Origin of the sequence: Pseudomonas saponiphila, assembly GCF_900105185.1 — a bacterium.
GTDB lineage: Bacteria > Pseudomonadota > Gammaproteobacteria > Pseudomonadales > Pseudomonadaceae > Aquipseudomonas > Aquipseudomonas saponiphila.
Genome location: NZ_FNTJ01000001.1, coordinates 2,382,535 through 2,400,718 on the forward strand (window position 1 = coordinate 2,382,535; position 18,184 = coordinate 2,400,718).

The 18,184-nt window shown below is 60.3% G+C and carries 23 protein-coding genes; 21 read left to right on the forward strand and 2 right to left on the reverse strand.

The window, feature by feature from the left end; genetic code table 11:
- Nucleotides 1-27 precede the first annotated feature (27 nt).
- The 4 genes from BLV47_RS11275 to BLV47_RS11290 are packed head-to-tail and all read left to right on the forward strand — an operon-like array spanning nucleotide 28 to nucleotide 4,255.
- Nucleotides 28-489 carry a DUF2280 domain-containing protein gene (locus BLV47_RS11275; protein ID WP_092313413.1) on the forward strand — a complete coding sequence of 154 codons (462 nt, stop codon included), beginning with the start codon at nucleotides 28-30 and terminating at the stop codon, nucleotides 487-489.
- On the forward strand, nucleotides 476-1,777 hold the full coding sequence (locus BLV47_RS11280; RefSeq protein ID WP_092313416.1) for a terminase large subunit domain-containing protein: 1,302 nt from the start codon (nucleotides 476-478) through the stop codon (nucleotides 1,775-1,777). Before BLV47_RS11275 ends, BLV47_RS11280 begins: the two co-directional genes overlap by 14 nt.
- A complete protein-coding gene (locus tag BLV47_RS11285; RefSeq protein ID WP_092313419.1) occupies nucleotides 1,774-3,192 on the forward strand; it encodes a DUF4055 domain-containing protein in 1,419 nt (472 codons plus the stop codon). Before BLV47_RS11280 ends, BLV47_RS11285 begins: the two co-directional genes overlap by 4 nt.
- Nucleotides 3,167-4,255, forward strand: coding sequence for a minor capsid protein (locus tag BLV47_RS11290; RefSeq protein WP_092313422.1), 1,089 nt, complete (start codon nucleotides 3,167-3,169; stop codon nucleotides 4,253-4,255). The genes BLV47_RS11285 and BLV47_RS11290 overlap by 26 nt, the downstream gene beginning before the upstream one ends.
- Here the strand turns inward: BLV47_RS11290 and BLV47_RS11295 are convergent.
- Nucleotides 4,252-4,770 (reverse strand): hypothetical protein, encoded by a 519-nt coding sequence (locus BLV47_RS11295; RefSeq protein ID WP_092313425.1) that lies wholly within the window; start codon nucleotides 4,768-4,770, stop codon nucleotides 4,252-4,254. The genes BLV47_RS11290 and BLV47_RS11295 overlap by 4 nt on opposite strands.
- A gap of 143 nt (nucleotides 4,771-4,913) precedes the next feature.
- On the opposite strand from BLV47_RS11295, the gene BLV47_RS11300 reads away from it, so the two are divergent.
- The 17 genes from BLV47_RS11300 to BLV47_RS11375 all read left to right on the forward strand — a co-directional run bounded on the left by BLV47_RS11300 (nucleotide 4,914) and on the right by BLV47_RS11375 (nucleotide 17,563).
- Nucleotides 4,914-5,642 (forward strand): hypothetical protein, encoded by a 729-nt coding sequence (locus BLV47_RS11300; RefSeq protein ID WP_092313428.1) that lies wholly within the window; start codon nucleotides 4,914-4,916, stop codon nucleotides 5,640-5,642.
- 12 nt (nucleotides 5,643-5,654) lie between these two features.
- Nucleotides 5,655-6,605 carry a major capsid protein gene (locus tag BLV47_RS11305; protein WP_092313431.1) on the forward strand — a complete coding sequence of 317 codons (951 nt, stop codon included), beginning with the start codon at nucleotides 5,655-5,657 and terminating at the stop codon, nucleotides 6,603-6,605.
- A gap of 45 nt (nucleotides 6,606-6,650) precedes the next feature.
- Nucleotides 6,651-7,241 carry a hypothetical protein gene (locus tag BLV47_RS11310; protein ID WP_092317167.1) on the forward strand — a complete coding sequence of 197 codons (591 nt, stop codon included), beginning with the start codon at nucleotides 6,651-6,653 and terminating at the stop codon, nucleotides 7,239-7,241.
- A gap of 59 nt (nucleotides 7,242-7,300) precedes the next feature.
- Nucleotides 7,301-7,804, forward strand: a complete 504-nt coding sequence (locus tag BLV47_RS11315; RefSeq protein WP_092313434.1) for a DnaT-like ssDNA-binding protein — start codon at nucleotides 7,301-7,303, stop codon at nucleotides 7,802-7,804.
- A gap of 16 nt (nucleotides 7,805-7,820) precedes the next feature.
- A complete protein-coding gene (locus BLV47_RS11320; protein WP_092313437.1) occupies nucleotides 7,821-8,189 on the forward strand; it encodes a hypothetical protein in 369 nt (122 codons plus the stop codon).
- Nucleotides 8,186-8,839: a hypothetical protein gene (locus BLV47_RS11325; RefSeq protein ID WP_092313440.1), complete on the forward strand. Its 654-nt coding sequence runs from the start codon at nucleotides 8,186-8,188 to the stop codon at nucleotides 8,837-8,839. Before BLV47_RS11320 ends, BLV47_RS11325 begins: the two co-directional genes overlap by 4 nt.
- The gene (locus BLV47_RS11330; RefSeq protein ID WP_092313443.1) at nucleotides 8,836-9,252 is read left to right on the forward strand and encodes a phage tail terminator-like protein; all 417 of its coding nucleotides are present in this window, start codon (nucleotides 8,836-8,838) and stop codon (nucleotides 9,250-9,252) included. The genes BLV47_RS11325 and BLV47_RS11330 overlap by 4 nt, the downstream gene beginning before the upstream one ends.
- Nucleotides 9,253-9,324: 72 nt before the next feature.
- A complete protein-coding gene (locus BLV47_RS11335) occupies nucleotides 9,325-9,978 on the forward strand; it encodes a phage tail protein (protein ID WP_092313446.1) in 654 nt (217 codons plus the stop codon).
- Nucleotides 9,979-9,981: 3 nt separating this feature from the next.
- Nucleotides 9,982-10,362, forward strand: a complete 381-nt coding sequence (locus tag BLV47_RS11340; RefSeq protein WP_092313449.1) for a phage tail assembly chaperone — start codon at nucleotides 9,982-9,984, stop codon at nucleotides 10,360-10,362.
- Nucleotides 10,363-10,427: 65 nt separating this feature from the next.
- Nucleotides 10,428-10,676 carry a DUF1799 domain-containing protein gene (locus BLV47_RS11345; RefSeq protein WP_092317170.1) on the forward strand — a complete coding sequence of 83 codons (249 nt, stop codon included), beginning with the start codon at nucleotides 10,428-10,430 and terminating at the stop codon, nucleotides 10,674-10,676.
- A complete protein-coding gene (locus tag BLV47_RS11350; protein WP_092313452.1) occupies nucleotides 10,673-13,996 on the forward strand; it encodes a phage tail tape measure protein in 3,324 nt (1,107 codons plus the stop codon). Before BLV47_RS11345 ends, BLV47_RS11350 begins: the two co-directional genes overlap by 4 nt.
- Before the next feature lie 45 nt (nucleotides 13,997-14,041).
- Nucleotides 14,042-14,380 (forward strand): phage tail protein, encoded by a 339-nt coding sequence (locus tag BLV47_RS11355; RefSeq protein ID WP_092313455.1) that lies wholly within the window; start codon nucleotides 14,042-14,044, stop codon nucleotides 14,378-14,380.
- On the forward strand, nucleotides 14,377-15,522 hold the full coding sequence (locus BLV47_RS11360) for a hypothetical protein (protein WP_092313458.1): 1,146 nt from the start codon (nucleotides 14,377-14,379) through the stop codon (nucleotides 15,520-15,522). Before BLV47_RS11355 ends, BLV47_RS11360 begins: the two co-directional genes overlap by 4 nt.
- A gap of 1 nt (nucleotide 15,523) precedes the next feature.
- The gene (locus BLV47_RS11365; protein ID WP_208605255.1) at nucleotides 15,524-15,910 is read left to right on the forward strand and encodes a hypothetical protein; all 387 of its coding nucleotides are present in this window, start codon (nucleotides 15,524-15,526) and stop codon (nucleotides 15,908-15,910) included.
- Nucleotides 15,876-16,046 (forward strand): hypothetical protein, encoded by a 171-nt coding sequence (locus BLV47_RS36170; RefSeq protein WP_167365644.1) that lies wholly within the window; start codon nucleotides 15,876-15,878, stop codon nucleotides 16,044-16,046. The genes BLV47_RS11365 and BLV47_RS36170 overlap by 35 nt, the downstream gene beginning before the upstream one ends.
- A gap of 60 nt (nucleotides 16,047-16,106) precedes the next feature.
- Complete coding sequence (locus tag BLV47_RS11370) at nucleotides 16,107-16,790, forward strand: phage minor tail protein L (RefSeq protein ID WP_092313461.1); 684 nt, start codon at nucleotides 16,107-16,109, stop codon at nucleotides 16,788-16,790.
- Between the two features lie 2 nt (nucleotides 16,791-16,792).
- Nucleotides 16,793-17,563 (forward strand): C40 family peptidase, encoded by a 771-nt coding sequence (locus tag BLV47_RS11375; protein WP_092313464.1) that lies wholly within the window; start codon nucleotides 16,793-16,795, stop codon nucleotides 17,561-17,563.
- A gap of 92 nt (nucleotides 17,564-17,655) precedes the next feature.
- Here the strand turns inward: BLV47_RS11375 and BLV47_RS11380 are convergent, their stop codons facing one another.
- Nucleotides 17,656-18,117 carry a helix-turn-helix domain-containing protein gene (locus tag BLV47_RS11380; RefSeq protein WP_167365645.1) on the reverse strand — a complete coding sequence of 154 codons (462 nt, stop codon included), beginning with the start codon at nucleotides 18,115-18,117 and terminating at the stop codon, nucleotides 17,656-17,658.
- Nucleotides 18,118-18,184 lie beyond the last annotated feature (67 nt).

Below are 18,184 nucleotides of genomic sequence, written 5' to 3' on the forward strand. Positions count from 1 at the left end.
TGGACAGGTTTGGACGGATGAACGCCTATGGCAGCCCTATCAAGTGAGGTGAAGGTCTTCGTAATTCAGGCCTTGGCCTGCTTCGATACGCCTTCCCAGGTGGTCGAGTCGGTCCAAAAGGAATTCGGCCTGTCTATCACCCGCCAGCAGATTGAATCGCATGACCCAACGAAGGTGTCCGGGAAAGGGCTCGCGGTTAAGTGGAAGCAGCTGTTCGAGGAGACCCGCAAGCGCTTCCGAGAGGACACTGCTGATATCCCAATCGCCAACCGCGCGTTTCGCCTCCGCGGCCTGGCCAGGATGGCCGAGAAGGCCGAGAGCATGCGTAACCTCGCCCTGACTGCCCAGCTTTACGAGCAGGCCGCCAAGGAGTGCGGGGATATGTACGTCAATCGTACCCGCAAGGAAGAGCCAGACGATGAGCCGCTGATCCCCACCCGCATTCAGGTCGACGTGGTGGATGCGAGGAAGCCGAATGCCGAGCCTTAACATTCCTCAGGCTCAGTTCCTCACGCTGCCCCACAAGTTCCGCGCCTTCGTTGCCGGCTTTGGCTCGGGGAAGACCTGGGTAGGCTGCTCGGCGCTGAGCAAGCACTTCATGGAGTGGCCCGGCGTCAACGCTGGCTACTTCGCGCCAACCTATCCGCAGATCCGGGACATCTTCTATCCGACCATGGATGAGGTGGCCTACGACTGGGGGCTGAAGACCAAGATCAACCAGGCGAACCATGAGGTTCACATCTATAGCGGCCGGCAATGCCGCGGCACTGTGATCTGCCGGTCGATGGAGAAGCCGCAGACCATTGTCGGCTTCAAGATCGGCCACGCCTTGGTGGATGAACTGGACGTGCTGACGTCGATCAAGGCTCAGCAGGCCTGGCGCAAGATCATTGCCCGGATGCGCTACAACCTGACGGGCCTGAAGAACGGGGTAGATGTCACCACGACGCCTGAGGGCTTCAAGTTCGTCTTCCAGCAGTTCGTGAAGCAGCTGCGCGACAAGCCGGCGCTCAAGGAGATGTATGGCCTGGTCCAGGCCAGCACCTTCGACAACGAGCTGAACCTGCCCGACGACTACATCCCATCGCTGATGGAGTCGTACCCTGAGCAGCTGATCAGGGCCTATCTGAACGGCCAGTTCGTCAACTTGACCTCGGGCTCGATCTACCACGCCTACGACCGCAAGTTGAACCAGTGCTTCGACACGGTCCAGGCTGGCGAGCCGCTGTTTATCGGTATGGACTTCAACGTCGGCAAGATGGCCGCGATCACCCACGTCAAACGCGACCAGGGGCTGCCCAGGGCGGTCGATGAGCTGATCGACGGTTACGACACGCCGGACATGATCCGCCGCATCAAGGAGCGCTACTGGCAGCACGACGGTAACGACTTCAAGAAAACGTGCGAGATCAGGATCTACCCGGACGCCTCGGGCGACTCGCGCAAATCGGTCAACGCCAGCATGACGGACATTGCCATGCTCAAGCAGGCCGGCTTCTCGGTCATCGCTCCAGCGGCCAACCCGCCGGTAAAGGACCGGATCAACGCCATGAACGCCATGTTCTGCAATGCCCAGGGCGAACGGCGTTACCTGGTGAACCCCTTTACCTGTCCGACCTACGCCGACGGCCTGGAACAACAGGTATGGGCATCCAATGGTGAACCTGACAAGTCACAAGGAAACGACCACGCCAACGACGGCGGCGGTTACTTCATTCACCGCGAGTACCCGATCATCAAACCGGTCACTGCAATTAAAATGGGATACGCCCGATGAGCAACGACGTCTCCTTCAAACGGGCGGACTACATCGAGGCCCTGGGCCGATGGGCAACAGTGCGCGATGTGTGTGCCGGCCAGCATCGGGTTGTCGACCGGCTGCCGTACATCAACGCGCATGACAAGTCGCCGGAGAACCAAGACCGGAACCGGGCCTACCGCGAGCGAGCAGTGTTCAAAAACGCCACCGGGCACACCCGAAACGGGTTGCTGGGCCTGGCGTTCCACAAAGACCCGACACTGGCGGTGTCGAAGAAGCTGGAGTACCTGCAGGACAACGCCAATGGCTCCGGCGTGAGCATCTACCAGCACTCCCAGGGCACGCTTGAGAAGGTGCTGGAGGCGGGTCGGCATGGCCTCTATGTCGACTATCACCAGGACGACGGCATCGGTGGCCACTCGGTGATCCTGTCCTACTGCGCTGAAGACATCATCAACTGGCGTACCGGGATGGTGAATGGTCACAGCGTGTTGACCCTGGTGGTGCTGCGAGAAGCGCCGGAGGAGGAAGACGGCTTCGGCTTCAAGGTGATTGAGCAGTATCGAGAGCTGGCATTGGAGCCCGATGGCTTCGTCTGTCGGGTCTGGCGGCGATCTGGACCGAAAGGCGGCGGCCCGCTGGCGATCGTTGAGGAGTTCAGGCCTGAAGGTGGCACCGGGCGCCTCAAAGAGATCCCGTTCACCTTCGTCGGCGCCCAGAACAATGATCCGAGCATTGATGAATCGCCGCTCTACGACATCGCCATGATCAACCTGGGCCACTACCGGAACAGTGCCGACTATGAAGACAGCGTCTTCTGGTGCGGCCAGGCTCAGCCGTGGATCTCCGGCTTGGATGAGCAGTGGCGCGACTGGATGGAGAAGAACGGCGTCTATGTGGGCTCCAGGGCGCCGATGATGCTGCCTGCTGGTGGTTCCTTCGGGTACGCACAGCCTCTACCCAACACTCTGGTCAAGGAGGCCATGGCCGACAAAAACCAGATGATGATCGAGTTGGGTGCTCGCATGGTCGTGGCGTCTCTATCGTCCAAGACGGCAACCGAGGCCCGCGGCGATCAGTCTGCATCGACCTCTGTCCTTGCCGGGTGCGTGGCCAACGTCAGTGAGGCCTACACCAGGGCGCTCATGTGGTGCTGCGCGTACATGGGCATCACTGACAAGAAGGTCGCTTACCAGGTCAACCAAGAGTTCGTGGAACTGACAGCAGATCCGCAGATGATCACCGCGCTCGTTGGGCTCTGGCAGAACGGCGGGTTTGCGAAGGCTGACCTGCGAGCCTACTTGCGCAAGCTGGGGCTGATCGCTCCTGAGCGCACGGACCTGCAGATCGATGGCGAGCTGCAGGAGCAGGGCGACGGCCTGGGCCTGGACGACGAGGACGAACCCAATGGCGGCAAACCAAGCAATCCTTGACGCCACGATCCGGCACGCGGTCTTTCTCGAGAAGTTGAAGGCGGGGGAGGTAGGCAAGTTCGCTCCCTTCCTCAAGGAGATTGATCGCTCGATCCGGGATCAGCTCACCCGGTCGGACCTGACCGAGTACAACGTCAAGCGCCTGGAAACGCTGCTGAAGGAGGTCGATAGCCTGCTGCTGGGCATCTTCGACCGCTACAGCGCGCAACTGAACCTCGACCTGGTGGACATTGCCAACTATGAGGCGGAGTTCGAAGCCGCCAGCCTTGCCCGGTCCGCGCCGGTTGGCGTATCGCTGGATGTGGCGGCGCCCACTGTTGCCGCTGTTCGTACTGCGGTCCTGACAAAACCGCTCAGTGTGCGCGGCACCGGTGGCGGGAAGCTGCTGAAGGCCTTCATCAAGAGCTGGACCACTGCCGAGCGCGAGCGCGTCACAGGCACGATCCGGCAGGGCTTCTTCGAAGGGCAGACGAACTTCCAGATCATCCGTAACATCCGCGGTACCAAGGCGGCCGGCTACAAGGACGGCATCCTGGCCACAACCAGCCGCAATGCCAGCACTGTCGTTCACACCGCGATTCAGCATGTGTCATCTCAGGCGCGCATGGAGGTGGCCAAGGCCAACACGGACATTGTGTCCGAGGTTGAGATGGTCGCCACGCTGGATAGCAAGACCAGCCAGACCTGCCGATCGATGGACAAGCGGCGGTTTCCGGTTGACTCCGGTCCCAGGCCGCCGTTTCACCCGAACTGCCGGACGTCCTTCGTTCTCATCACCAAACTGAGCGCGGTATTCGCCAAGGGTGCTACCCGGGCCTCTGTCGGTGATGACGGACCCAAGCAGGTCAGCGCAGGCTTGGACTACTACCAGTGGCTTCAGCAGCAGCCAGCGGCGTTTCAGGACGTGGCAATCGGGCCTGTCCGGGGCAAGTTGTTCCGGGAGGGCGGCTTGACTGTGGAGCGGTTCGCAGAGCTGCAGCTTGATCGCAACTTCGCGCCGCTGACCTTGGTGCAGATGAAGCAGTTGGAGCCGCTGGCGTTTGAGAGGTCAGGTATCACCTAACCTCGTGAGCTACACGCTGTGCGCTGCTTTTCAAAGGTATCCATTTCATCAAAGAAAAATTTAAAGAGGTCATAGTTGTCGCTTTTGAGCTCTTTCAATATGGCAGCTTTTTCTTCTTTAGATTTGGCGTTCATGCGCTGGCTGATGGAGTCTCCCGCCATTACTGCGGCCAATCCAAATCTGAGAGGCGCGTTTACGGAAAGCTCTTGAGCAGCGGCAATGGCCTTTGCGCCTGCGTTGTAGTAGTCATCGATATTGAAATTTGGATTCTCCGACGTCACAAGCCACTCGGCATTCAGCGCCAGAAACTTGCCGGTTTTTTCCCTAAGTTCATTCTCTTGTTGGTCAATCTTTCTGATGCAGCTTTCTGTGGTGGATAAGCGCAATGCTCGCTCTGAGGAATACCAAGTCAGAGCGGTGGCAAGAAGTGCCGCGAATGCAGCAATTCCGGCCGCAAATATCGCCTCGGGGACGCGACCTTTTTTTATTGGTGAGTGTGCGTGCTTTTCCGTCATACGGATTCCTTGACTATGAACTGCTCATTTGATCGCAATGAGATCTAACTGATCTTAACGACCTCGACCTGAAAACCAACCCGCTCCGGCGGGTTTTTTTATGCCTGCAAAGCGGGCAACACATACCCAAGGGGTGCATCAACGTGGCAGAAGAAAACGAAATCGACCTGGAAAACCCGGCAGTCAAGGCCGCTATCGCGACTGCTGTTGAGGCATCCGTTTCCGGGTTGAAAACCAAGAACTCCGAGCTGCTGGGCAAGCTGAAGGAAACCACCGGCAAGCTGACCCAGTTTGAAACCCAGTTCGAAGGCATCGACATCGACGCCGTCAAAGGACTGCTGAGTCGGGCCGGCCAGGATGAGGAGACCAAGCTGCTGACTGAAGGCAAGGTGGACGAAGTCTTCAACCGTCGCACCGAGCGCCTGCGTGGCGACTACGACAAGCAACTGAAGACTGTCACCGCGCGTGCCGAGAAGGCCGAGGCCTTCGCTGCCAAATTCCAGGGCAAGGTCCTGGGCGATTCGGTACGCGGCGCAGCGCTGAAGGCCGGCGCTCTCCCTGAAGCAACCGACGACATCATCCTGCGCGCCAAAGGCGTGTTCACCCTGAACGAGGAGGGCGAAGCTGTTGCTGTTGATGAATCTGGCGAGGTCATCCTCGGCAAGGACGGCAAGACCCCTCTGACACCACTCGAATGGGCGGAGTCTCTGCGCGAAAGCGCACCTCACCTGTGGCCAAGGGCTTCAGGTACACAAGCCCCGGGCGGGGGTAGCGGCCAGGCTGCATTCAAGCGCTCCGAAATGACCGCCGAGCAGAAGCGCGACTACCAGCGCAAGCACGGCCAAACCGCATACCTCGCATTGCCCAAGTAAGGGGATACACCCATGCCAACCACTGTTAACAGCGACCTGATCATCTACAACGATGAGGCGCAGACCGCATACCTGGAGCGTGTCCAGGACAATCTGGACGTGTTCAACGCATCCTCCAATGGTGCGATCGTCCTCGACAACGAGCTGATCGAAGGTGACTTCCGCAAGCGCGCCTTCTACAAGATCGGCGGCTCGCTGGAACACCGCGACGTGAACTCCACCGGCAAGGTGACCGCCAAGAAGATCGGCGCCGGCGAAGCTGTGGGCGTTAAGGCGCCATGGAAGTACGGCCCGTACCAGACCACCGAAGAGGCGTTCAAGCGTCGCGGCCGTCCGGTGGATGAGTTCTCTCAGATCATCGGCGCCGACGTGGCTGACGCGACTCTGGAAGGTTTCATCCAGTACGCCACTGCTGCCCTGCGGGCGTCGATTGGCTCCAACGCCGGGATGGTGGTCACTGCCAACATCGAAACCGACGGCAAAAAGACCCTGACGCGCGGCATGCGCAAGTTCGGTGACAAGTTCGGCCGAATTGCTCTGTGGGTCATGCACTCCAGCGCCTACTTCGACATCGTCGACGAGGCCATCACCAACAAGATCTACGAAGAAGCCGGCGTCGTGATCTACGGCGGCCTGCCGGGCACCCTCGGCAAGCCGGTACTGGTAACCGACACCGCGCCTGCGGACGTGATCTTCGGTCTGCTGCCGAATGCTGTGGTCATCACCGAATCCCAGGCCCCGGGCTTCCGCTCGTATCCAGTGAACGATGAAGAAAACCTGGGCATCGGCTACCGCGCCGAAGGCACCGTGAACATCGATGTTCTGGGCTACAGCTGGAAAGAGTCTGCTGGTGGTGCCAACCCAACCCTGGCCGCCGTAGGCTCGGCAGCCAACTGGGTCAAGCACGCTGACAGCAACAAGGTCACCGCCGGCGTAATGATTACGCTGACCACTAAGCCCTGATAGCCACCCTGGAAGCGGTCAGCGATGGCCGCTACGGAGATTTCCATGGAACTGATTTACACGAACCAGCTTGAAGGCTTCGACCCGGACAAGCGCTACCGGACTGCAAGTCTGTTTCGCGGTATCGAGCGCGATGCGACGGCAGTGGTGGTCGTCGGCGACTATCCGGACATTATCGCTGCCTATGAGGCTGCCGGTGTTGATGTGTCGGTTGTCGAGGCCTCGGCCGTACCTGTCCCAAGCGCCAAGGCACCTGCATCTGGTGAGCTGGCAGACGAAGTTGCAAAGCTGCGAGCTGAAAATGGCGCGGTCATTCTCCTGCTTGATGGTCTGGATGCTGGCGAAATCCAGCAACCCAGGTCTGGCGAGCTGGCGACCCGCCTGTTTGAATCGCTGGGCATCATCCATGCCTCAGTCGGTGAGCTGACAACTGAGCGTGACGGCCTGCTACTGACTGTCGATGCGCTGCGCGGTGAGCTCGAGACTTTGAAGAAAGCGGCCCCTGCGGCGCCGCATGACGAGGCTGGCGAAATCGCGGCTCTGAAGGCCAAGCTCGACGCTGCAGGTGTGCAGTACCGGGCCAACGCCTCCAAAGAATCGCTTGAAAAGCTCGTTGCCGAGCTGCCCAAGGCCTGATACTGCTGGCTGCCGGTGATCCGGCGGCCAATCCTCCACCCATTCCAGCGAGTTGACGTATGACACTCATCATCGAGGACGGCACCGGGAAGCCTGACGCCGAAAGCTACGCATCCGCCGAGGATCTGGCCATGTACGCCGTGAAATTCGGCGTCACCATCCCTGTGGAAGTGCCTGCACAAGAAGCGCTTCTTCGCCGGGCCGCCTTGGCAATGGATGGCATGACCTGGAAGGGGCGCAGGACCAGCAGCGAGCAGGCTCTGGCTTGGCCGCGCCGGGAAGTGCTGCTGGATCAGGAGATCAAGCCCAACAACTACCTGCCGGCTCGGATCCAGTACGGCCAGATGGCTCTGGCTGCCGAGATCCATCAGGACGATGTTGACCCGATCGAGAAGCGCAAAGGCGCGGTAACCCTGGAGCGTGTCGAAGGGGCGGTAACCCGCGAGTACGCCACCATCCCGAACACCAGCGGCCGTCTGTTGCCAGCGGCGCCGGACCGGCCGAGCGCCACGCAGTTTGCGGACTATCTCCAGAAGCGCGGGCTGTTTGCAGTGCGCGCATAGTTGAAACGGAGCCACCATGGCCTTCTACGACGAAATGACTGTGATGGCTCTGGAGATGATCACAGAGTTCGGCCAGCCTGTAACCATCCGCAACATCAAGCCCGGCGAGTACGACCCTGAGACAGGATCAGCCGGTCCTGACACCATCATCGAGCAGACGGCCCAGGGCATCCTGCTCGACTTCACAGGCCTGGAGTTCCAGAACAACAGCCTCATCAAGCAGGGCGACAAGAAACTCAAGGTCGCCGCTCAGGGGCTGGAGTGGGCGCCTGATCTGCTGAACAAGGTGATCATTCAGGGCCGCACTTGGTCCATCGTTCCGCCGCTGAAAGAGATCAACCCCGCCGGTACGCCGATTCTGTACGAGCTGCAGGTGCGGTCATGAACCGCTACGCCGGCAGGAACGGCAGCTTCGCCGAGAACATCCGCCAGTTCGCTGAGCAGGCCCAGGCCGGCATTGACGCCACCTTTCGCGAGATCGTGATCGAGATCGGCAGCAGCGTGATTCGCATGTCTCCGGTGGGCAATCCGGATATCTGGGCGGCCAACGTGGCGCACCGTGCGGCCAACACGCGGGCGGCTGATGACTACGATTTCAAAGTCTCGGTGCGCAACACGCTGATCAACCTGGACGAAAGCAACTTCACCAAGGCCGGCAAGCTGCGCCGCGGCGTGAAGTACGCCAAGCCCCTGACCAAGACCGAGCGCGACCAAAACTTCAACGTGAACGGCCTGGTCGCCGGGAAGGACTATGTCGGCGGTCGCTTCCGGGGGAACTGGCAGTTCTCAATCGATACACCCGCCGACGGCACGCTGGATCAGGTCGACCCTTCTGGCGGCGTGACTCTGGCCAAGCTGCGGCTGCAGGTCGGGCAGCTGACAGCAGGCCAGACAGCCTACATCGTGAACAACCTGCCTTATGCGGTGCCGCTCGAGTACGGGCACTCCAAGCAGGCCCCCGGCGGCATGGTCCGGATCACGCTGGCCAGGTTCCAGCAGATCGTCGACGAAGCCATCAGGAACAACCAGGTATGAGCCACAACCTCATTGCGTCCATATTCGAAGCTCGGGTGATCGCCTGGGCGAAAGCCAGGACAACTCCACTGAAAGTGGTTGTCGAGAACGAGGCCTACACGCCAAAGGACGGAGAAACCTACCTCCGGGTCTACACGCTGCCGGCAGACACTGCGAGCAACACCCTGGGCGGCGATCACCGGCTGTACACCGGCGTCTTCCAGGCCAGCGTGGTAACGCCATCGGGCAAGCGCCGCGGTCCGGCCGTAGGCCTGGCTGATGAGATCAGCGCGCTGTTTCCGCTGTATGAACGGAACGAGAAGGCCGGTTTGACGGTGATCACCATGACGCCACCAGACCAGGGCCCAGGCATTCAGGGTGACACTACCTACACCGTGTCCGTGTCCTTCCAGTACCGCGCCGATACCAACTGATTCCGCCCATCGGGCAACCCCACAGACCCGCCATTGAGCGGGTTTCGTTATTTCTGAAGAGAGGAAACACCCATGGGCTACAAGATTCCGAACGGCGGCACCTTCCAGCATGCCGCGACTTACGCAACCGCTCTGTCCTTCACTGCAATTTCCAACGCCTCCGAGGCTGTCGCCACCGTTGTGGGCGCCGACCTGGACGCCGGCGACATCGTGCTGCTGACCTCCGGCTGGAGCAAGCTGGACAACAAGGTGGCGCGGATTAAAGCCGCGACTGCCACGGCGATCACACTTGAAGGGATCGATACCACCGATACGCAGCTGTTCCCGGCGGGTAACGGTGCAGGCACCATGAAGAAGATCCTCACCTGGGTACTGATTCCGCAGGTCACCGACCTGGCTTTTTCCGGCGGCGAGCAGAACTACCTCGATGTCACCTTCCTGGAAGACGACCAGGGCAAGCAGATCCCTACCGACAAGTCCGCAGCCAGCATGGTGCTGACCATCGCAGATGATCCGGCCCAACCCTTCAACGCGGTGCTGATGTCGGCTGATGCGGGCAAGAAGGTGCAGGCTGCACGGCTCAATCTCCCGGGCAATGACACGCTGCTGTACGGGGCCTACACCTCGTTCTCCAAGCAGCCGGCAGTATCGCGCAACAACCTGCTGACTCGGACGGTCAACCTGGCGTTGCAGTCCGAGCCAACCCGCTATCTGACCTCGGTGTAATCCATGGCCAAGTTCTCGCTGATCCAGAATCCAACCTTCAAGGCCGACGTGCTGATCCCGCAGCTGGGCGGCGAGCCGGTGAAGGTGGGGTTTGAGTTCAAGTACCTGGACCGGACCGGCCTGGCCGAGCTCTACGCTGAGTGGGGCGAGCGCCACAAGGCCCTGGGGTTGAAGGCTGACGAGATGGACCTGAAAGCCTTCACTGCAGCCCAAATCGACCTGCAGGTGGATCAGGTGAAGGCTGTGGTGGCCGGCTGGGACTTCGAAGAAGAGTTCAACGACCGGAACATCCGCATTCTGGTCACCTCGATTGTCTCGATACCCAGCGCGGTATTGGCCGCATATTCCGAGGCGTTCAACCAGGCCCGCCTGGGAAACTCCTAAGCGCCGCGCGGGCCCTCTATCAGCAAGAGCCTTTGGCCGAGGAACTGAAGGTCTTTGGCTTTCGGGTGGGCGACCTCACGGGCGATTGCGAGGTATGGCCGGACAACTGGCCGGCCTTCACCGTCTTCGAGGCAATGGGCACCCAGTGGCGGGTCGGCGCGTGCGGCGCTACTGGCCTGGACTACGGCGTCCTGCCGAGCGTCATTCGAATGTGTGGCGTGCCGGCAAGCTCCAGGCAAAGCATTTTCAGTGACATCCGGCAGATGGAGGCTGAGGTCCTGGCCGTAATGGCTGAACAGAGAGACAACAAATGAGCACTACCTTCGCTTCGCTTGGCATTGCGGTTGAGTCGTCTCAGGCGGTCAAGGCTGCCGATGACCTGGATAAACTGGTCGACGCTGCCGAAGGGGCAGAGAAGGCCGTCGATGACCTTGGCAAGGCTGGGGAGGGCCTGGCCAACACCGGCAAGAAAATCAGCCAAGCTGAGGCGGAGGCCGCCCAGGGCATCGATAAAGCTACCAGTGCGAAGGAACGTCAGGTCGAGGCCAGCCGCAAGGCCGGAACAAGCGCCGCAAGCGAAATCGCCATCATCAGCCAGCTCGACAGGGCGATGACCGGCAATATCGACAGCATGGAGAAGCTGGTCCAGGCGGAGGGATTGCTTGAGCGAGCCCGCAAGGGTGGCCTGGTCACCATTGAGCAGCAGGAGGCCTACCAGGAGCGTCTCGGCAAATCCTTCGACAAGATCGAGAAGGCCGAAGCCAAGGAGATGGCGCAGAAGCAGCGCCTGATCGACGCCGAGAACCGGCAGATTGAGGCACTGAAGCGCACGGTCAACAGCATCGATCCCCTGAATGTGAAGCTGGCCAAGCTGGAGTCGCAGGAAAAGGCCGCCCATGAGGCTTTCCGCCTTGGCGCAATCAACGCGGAACGCTACGGCGAGGCCTTGGCCAAGGTCGGCAAGGATCGGGCCGGTATCACCGCGACAGAGGGCGCATTCGACAAGCTGAAGCTCGGCACCCGCCAGGCTCAAGAAAACGTCATGCAGCTGACCAACGCCCTGCAATCTGGAGATTGGGGGAGTGGTGCGCGGGCTATTGCACAGCTTGGCGCTGGGGCCGGGGCCTCTGCGAAGAGTCTTGCGGCCGCCCTGATACCCGCGGGGCTGCTGGCGGGCGTCATCGGTGGTCTCGGGTATGCCTACTTCGACGCCATGAAGCAGGCGCGGGAGTTCAACAGCGCCATCAATGGTGGCTCAAACGATGCGGGGCAAAGTGTCGCCAGTCTCAAGTCCATGAGTGATTCGGCGGGTACGCTGACCGGCAACCTGGCCGGTGCGCGCGAGGCTGTAATCGCTCTGGCATCAGGAGCGGCCACCAGTGGTGTCCAGATGCAGAACCTGGCCGAGGCCGCAGCGGCCATTGGTGAGGTCACTGGGAAGGGGGCGGGTGATATTGCGAAGTCGCTGGCCAATGCCGGCAACACCGCAACGGAAGCGGCCTCGAAGATCAGCGATCAATATGGGCTGCTGACCTACGAGCAGTACCAGGTCATCAAGGCCATCGATGAGCAGGGTGACCACCAGCGCGCGCTGGATACACTCAGTGAAAACCTGAATCAGTCTGCGCAGGAGCGGCTAAAAAACTACCGCGACTCGCTGTCGGACATCGAGCGCGATTGGGATCGGGTGAAGGTCGCCATCAAGGGTGCTTACGCTGAGATTCGGTCTGAGATCTTCCCGGACCTAGCCAAGCAAATCGAGATCACCCAGCGGGTGCTGGATACCCGTAAAGGTGGTGGTGTCGCTGGTGCTGTTTCGAATGGTCTCAGCTCGCTCAACTCCTTCCTTGGGCTGGCTGACGGGGAGAACGACGACTCCACGCCTGCGCTGGAAGCAAGGCTCGCAGCGCTGAAGGCACGGCAGGCAGCCAGCCAGAGTAATGCGGTAGCAACTGGCGAGGAAACGCGGGCGAACAAGGAGCTCATTGCGGTCCAGAAGGATCTGGACAAGCAAATGGACAACCTGAACCCGCTCGCAAAGCGTCAGGAGGCCTACAAAAAGCTCAACGACCAGTTCACCACGCTCTATCAGAACGCGGAAAAAACTGGCCAGAAGTCGGCTCTGCTGGATGGCGTTCAGTTTGACGGGAAGAAATTTTCCGGCGGCGCCTATGACCAGTTGCGCAAGGCAATCGACGAGCAGAAAAAGGACCCAAAATCTGCCGCCAGCGCGGTAGACCTGACGGCCTTCAACAACTCGAAAAACAACCTTTCCGGCATCCTGTCCGAGTACAAAAACGCCCAGAAGGAACTGGACGCGGCGCAGAAGGCGGGGCTTGTGTCCCAGGCCGACTACCTGCTCAAACGCCAGGCCATGATTGGCAATGAGCGGGACGAGGTAACGGCTGCCTATCAGGCGGAAATTGCGGCGCTCGAAGCAGCGAAGGGCAAGGCCAGTACCTCCGCTGCCCAGCGCATTCAGCTGGACCAGAAGATCGCCGATGCCCGAGCCGCCATGGTCAAGGCTCAGCGGGACGCTGACACTGAGCTGAGCGTACTGGCCAAGAACGAAGAGGGCCGGCTGAAGAAGCAGGAACTGGCGGTCAAGACCTACACCAGCGCCCTGCAGCAGCAAGTCGATACGCTGCGCGAGCAGGGTATGCGTTCTGCCGCTGGCCTTGGCCAGGGTGATCGCCAGCGCGACCTGACCAACCAGCAGAACGCGATCGACGACCGCATCAACCAGCAGAAGCTGGACCTGGCCAACCAGTACGGCGATGGCTCCCGGGGCATGAGCCTCGATGAGTACACGCAGAAGCTGCAGGCGCTGGAAGCCACTCAGCAGAAGCTGCACGACACCGTGGTCAGCAACTACGACGACATGACGGCAGCCCAGGGCGACTGGAGGAATGGAGCATCCTCGGCCTGGCAGAACTACCTGGAGTCGGCGCGGGATGTTGCTGGCCAGACCAAGAGCCTGTTCACCAACGCCTTCGGCTCAATGGAGGACGCAATCGTCCAGTTTGCGATGACGGGGAAGCTCTCGTTCGCTGACTTCGCGAAGTCGGTGCTCGCTGATATGGCGCGGATCGCCGTTCGCCAGGCCAGCTCCTCGGCGCTCAGTTCGTTGTTCGGTATGGCCGCTTCTGCTGCGGGCTCGTATTTCGGCGGAGGGACCGCCTCGGCCGGTTCAACGCAGGCCGGGTATACCGGGGTGGACTTCTCCAGCTATCAGGCCAATGGCGGAGGCTGGGATGGCGGCGTTCAGTTCTTCAAGGATGGCGGCGCCTTCACGAACAGCATCGTAAGCAAGCCGACTGCTTTCGGTATGGCAGGCGGCAAGACCGGAGTCGTTGGTGAGGCCGGGCCCGAGGCGATTGTTCCGCTGGCCAGGACGTCAGGCGGCCAGCTGGGTATTCGAGCGTTGGGCGGTGCTTCAAGCTCGAGCAATAACCAGGTGGTGATTCAGCAGACCTTCAACGTCCCTGAAGGGAGTGGCGGGGCCAGCGAGGCTGATGGCCAGGTCCTAGCGCAGGCCTATGCCAAGTCCGCCAAGCAGGGCGCCCAGGAGCAGATCGCGAAGGACCTTCGACCAGGAGGTCAGATCTACATGGCCATTAGGGGACGTGGTTAATTGGTGTTGCCCGCTCCGGCGGGCTTTTTTATGCCTGGAGAAAATATGGCAACTGAAACCTTCACTTGGAAGCCGAATAACGATCCGGCGGCGACCATTGCGTTTCGAACCAAGTCGGCCAAGTTCGGCGACGGTTACGAGCAGCGGGCCCAGGACGGAATCAACAACCGCTCGCAGTCCTGGCCCCTGACATTCACGGGCCAGAAGGCGCGCATCAAGGAGATCATGGCGTTTCTCGACCGGCATGCCGGCGCAACGCCGTTTTTCTGGGCTGACCCACTGGGCGATCAAATGCTCTACCGATGCTCCGAGTATCAGCCCAAGGCTATGGGGGGCGATGCCTACACCCTGACCGCAACTTTCGAACAGGCATTCCACCCATGAGCATTGTTCCAATTGACGTTGGCCAAGAGCCAAACGACGAAACAGGCGACCCGTTGCGCGATGGCGGGATAAAGATCAATGCCAACTTCGCGGAGCTCGATAACCGAACTGCGGCAGCGCAAGCGAAGGCTGAGCAAGGTGTTGCTGACGCAGCGGCAGCACGGACAAAGGCTGATCAGGGTATAGCGGATGCTGCGGTGGCTAAGGCCAAAGCGGATGCAGCAGTGCCCGCGGTGGCACTTGGCACCTCCGTTGCTCAGTTGGTCAATGGAGTGGTGCCGGCTTCACAGCTGCCGAGTTTCGTCGATGATGTGTTGGAGTTTCCAGCGCGGGCCGATTTCCCGGCAATTGGCGAAACAGGAAAGATCTACATCGCAATCAACGACGGCGACAGCCCTACAAATCCGACGCGTCAGTACCGCTGGAGCGGCGCGGCGTATGTGCTGATTCCGTCCTCGCCTGGCTCTACGGACCAGGTCCCGGAAGGGGCGACAAACCAGTACTTCAGTGCGGCCAGGGTTCGATCAACGACTCTTGCAGGCCTGGGAGCGCTTGTGAATGCGGCTATCGTGGCTGGCGACACGGTCTTGCAGGCCTTGGCAAAGTTGCAGGGACAGCTGAACGCAAAGCTGGGCAGGAGCGAAGTTGCGACGGACTCTGACAAGCTTGGCGGGCAGCCGGCGGCGTTTTACACCGCTCCATTCGTCGGGGCTACTGCATCTACTGCCGGGATTAAAGGGCTAGTTCCTGCGCCGGCAGCGGGTGACCAACTCAAGTTTCTTGGCGCGGATGGGCTGTACCGGATTCCTGATGGCCCGGCTGAAGTAGTTACGAATGCCAACGGAACCGCCGTAAAGTTTCCAGACGGAACCATGATTTGCTACGCCCAAGGGGGCGCGGAGAAAACGACAAGCAACCCTAATGGGTCTATCTGGGCCGGGAACGACGACACCTTCACATACCCCGTCCCCTTCAAGACTTTGGCGGGTGTGATTCCGACCGTGGCGTACTCTTTGAATGCTTATGTTTGGTGCTGCGTGGGCGCCGGGCAGGATCTTGTTAAGTGCACGATTAACGGCTTCAGCGGCGGCTCAAACGGTAAGTACGTCATACGGTATATGGCTATCGGAAGGTGGAAATAACATGGTGACGATCATATTTTCACCGGTGTACGCGCCGCACTGGCAGCCCCTTGAGTCGGTAACCGTCAAAGGACACAAGCTGATTATCAACGGTGAACAGTTCGACTTTTCTCCGCTCCTGCCCGGCTACGAACTTTCGCTTGAGGCCATCGGATCACCCCTGTTCGCCGACAAAGCCGTGATGTCCGTCGACGGGATCCTTACAGTCACTTTGCTCATGCCCTACGACGAAGCCACGGCTACCGATGCCATTCGCTTTCCTGAGCCTGTGATGGTGACCACCGATGGCCCCGTGGACATTCCCACCGATCACCCTGCACAACCTCCAGAGATCCCAACCATCGAGGGCGACCATGGACTTCTCGAAGAGCAAGAAAACTTTCACTGAGCATGACCAAAAGGTGCAAGAGGCGAGGGAGTACCTGCAGCAAACCGACTGGCTTGTTGTGCGCAAGCTGGAAACCGGGAAGGACGTTCCCACGGATATCGCCGAGAAGCGTGCCGAGGCGCGCAGCCTGATCTAAATCTGCAACACCCAGCCACGCCCGCCATTGAGCGGGATTTTTTTTGCCTGAGGAAACACGATGCCGATTACGGCCGATATCCAGACCCTAGAGCCTGGCGCGTGGGTGGAGCTTTTCGAGCTCGACGCTACCGCGCTGGGCGCCGAGCTGTACCGCTTTCACGGCTACCCGCAGCAGTCGTCGATCTACTGGCAGGGCGAGGAGTATTCGCCTTGGCCGATCAAGGCCGAGGGCTTCGAAATGACCGGGCAGGGCGCCCAGCCGATGCCGACCCTGTCTGTCGGCAACGTCGGTGGGTTCATCACGGCTCTGGTGCTGTACTTCGAGGATCTTGTCGGGGCCAAGCTGATCCGACATCGAACCCTGGGCAAGTACCTGGACGGCCAGCCAGAAGCCGACCCAGACGAAGAGCTGCCGCCGGACATCTGGTACGTCGAGCGCAAGGCCGCCGAGAACAACGAAACGGTGCAGTTCGAGCTAGCATCAGCCCTGGACTTTGCCGGTGTACAGCTGCCGCGCCGGCAGATCGTGGCCAACGTCTGCTGGTGGCTCAGTTGCGGCGGTTACCGCGGGCCCTACTGCGGCTACAACGGTGGGCCTGTAGCGGATGAGAACGACATCATCGTCACGGACGCCTCCAAGGACAAATGCGGCGGGCGCCTGAGTAGCTGCAAGCTGCGCTTCGGCGCGAACAACCCTCTGCCTTATGGCTCATTCCCGGCCGCCGGCCTGCTTCGGAGCTGATCATGAACAAGTCCACCCGCGCCGCCATCGAGCGGCATGCGCTGGCCGAGTACCCGCGTGAGTGCTGCGGCCTGGTGATTCGTGAGGGGCGAAAGGAGGTCTATCTGCCTTGCCGCAACACGGCCTCGACGCCCAGCGAGCATTTCCGCCTGGCGCCCGAGGACTTCGCCGCCGCCGAGGACCGCGGCCAGGTACTAGCGGTCGTGCACAGCCACCCAGACCACCCAGCAGCACCCAGCGAGGCTGATCGCGTCTCCTGCGAGGCCTCCGGACTTCCCTGGCACATCCTTGAGGTCCGCAAGGGCGATGATGAGCAGGTGCGTGCAGGTGAGCTTGTGAGCTTCGCGCCTGAGGGCTACCAGGCCCCGCTGATCGGCCGCAAGTTCGCCCACGGCGTGCACGACTGCTTGAGCATCATCCTCGACTTCTACTGCCGCGAAATGGGCATCGACCTGGGCCGGTACGAGCGGGAGGACGGGTGGTGGGAGAAGGGCGGGAACCTATACCTGGAGAACCTGCCGGCCGCCGGCTTCGCGCAAGTCAGCGCGCCGCAGCATGGTGACATTGTGCTGATGCAGATCCGCTCGAAGGTGCCGAATCATGCCGGGGTCTATCTGGCTGATGGCGTGCTGAAGACCGAGCCTCAGCACTTCCCAGCGCCCGGATCGATACTGCATCACCTGTACGGCCGAGACAGCAAGCGCGACCCCTACGGCGGCTACTGGCGAGAAGTGACCGTCAGCTACTGGCGACACCGGGGCGCAAGGCCCTGATCAAAATGCTATCGTCTGCCGATCTCACTAGGAGCGGTAACTATGCGCGTTACTGGGGGCGTACAGACAGGAAGAGGATGGTCGTAAAAGACCTATTTTTTTTTCTTTTTTGGGAGGGCTTCTTCGTTGAGAAAGTGCAGAGCTTTTTTTATGTACTCATCAATTTGTGGCTCATCCCCCCTCATGCTCGCCGATAGCGCATCAATACTCACCATCATCGCAGCATTCAGCGAAATGCCCAGCTTTTCAGAAACCATTTCTATTGTTTCAAAAAGCTTTTGCGGCATGTTTGTCGGGTGAAGAGTGCCTTCCTCATTAAAGATGACCGACACTGAAGCTGGTTCATCCTCAGCATTTTGGAGTTCGCTCACGTCAACGCTTAGCGCATTGGCTAATTTTATTAGCGCATTCATACGCGGCTTCGACAGGCCTGTCTCATATCGGCCGATCTGAGGAACGCTTATACCAGCCGCCTTGGCTAGGTCTTTTTGGGTCATGTCAGCTTTGGCGCGGAGGCGTGCCAGCTTTGACGGGAATCCCTCTGGATGCTTCATGATCACTCCACAGTTTCGTATGGAATGCATGATGTCGGCGAAATATATTTCCCGCAAGAAAATGATG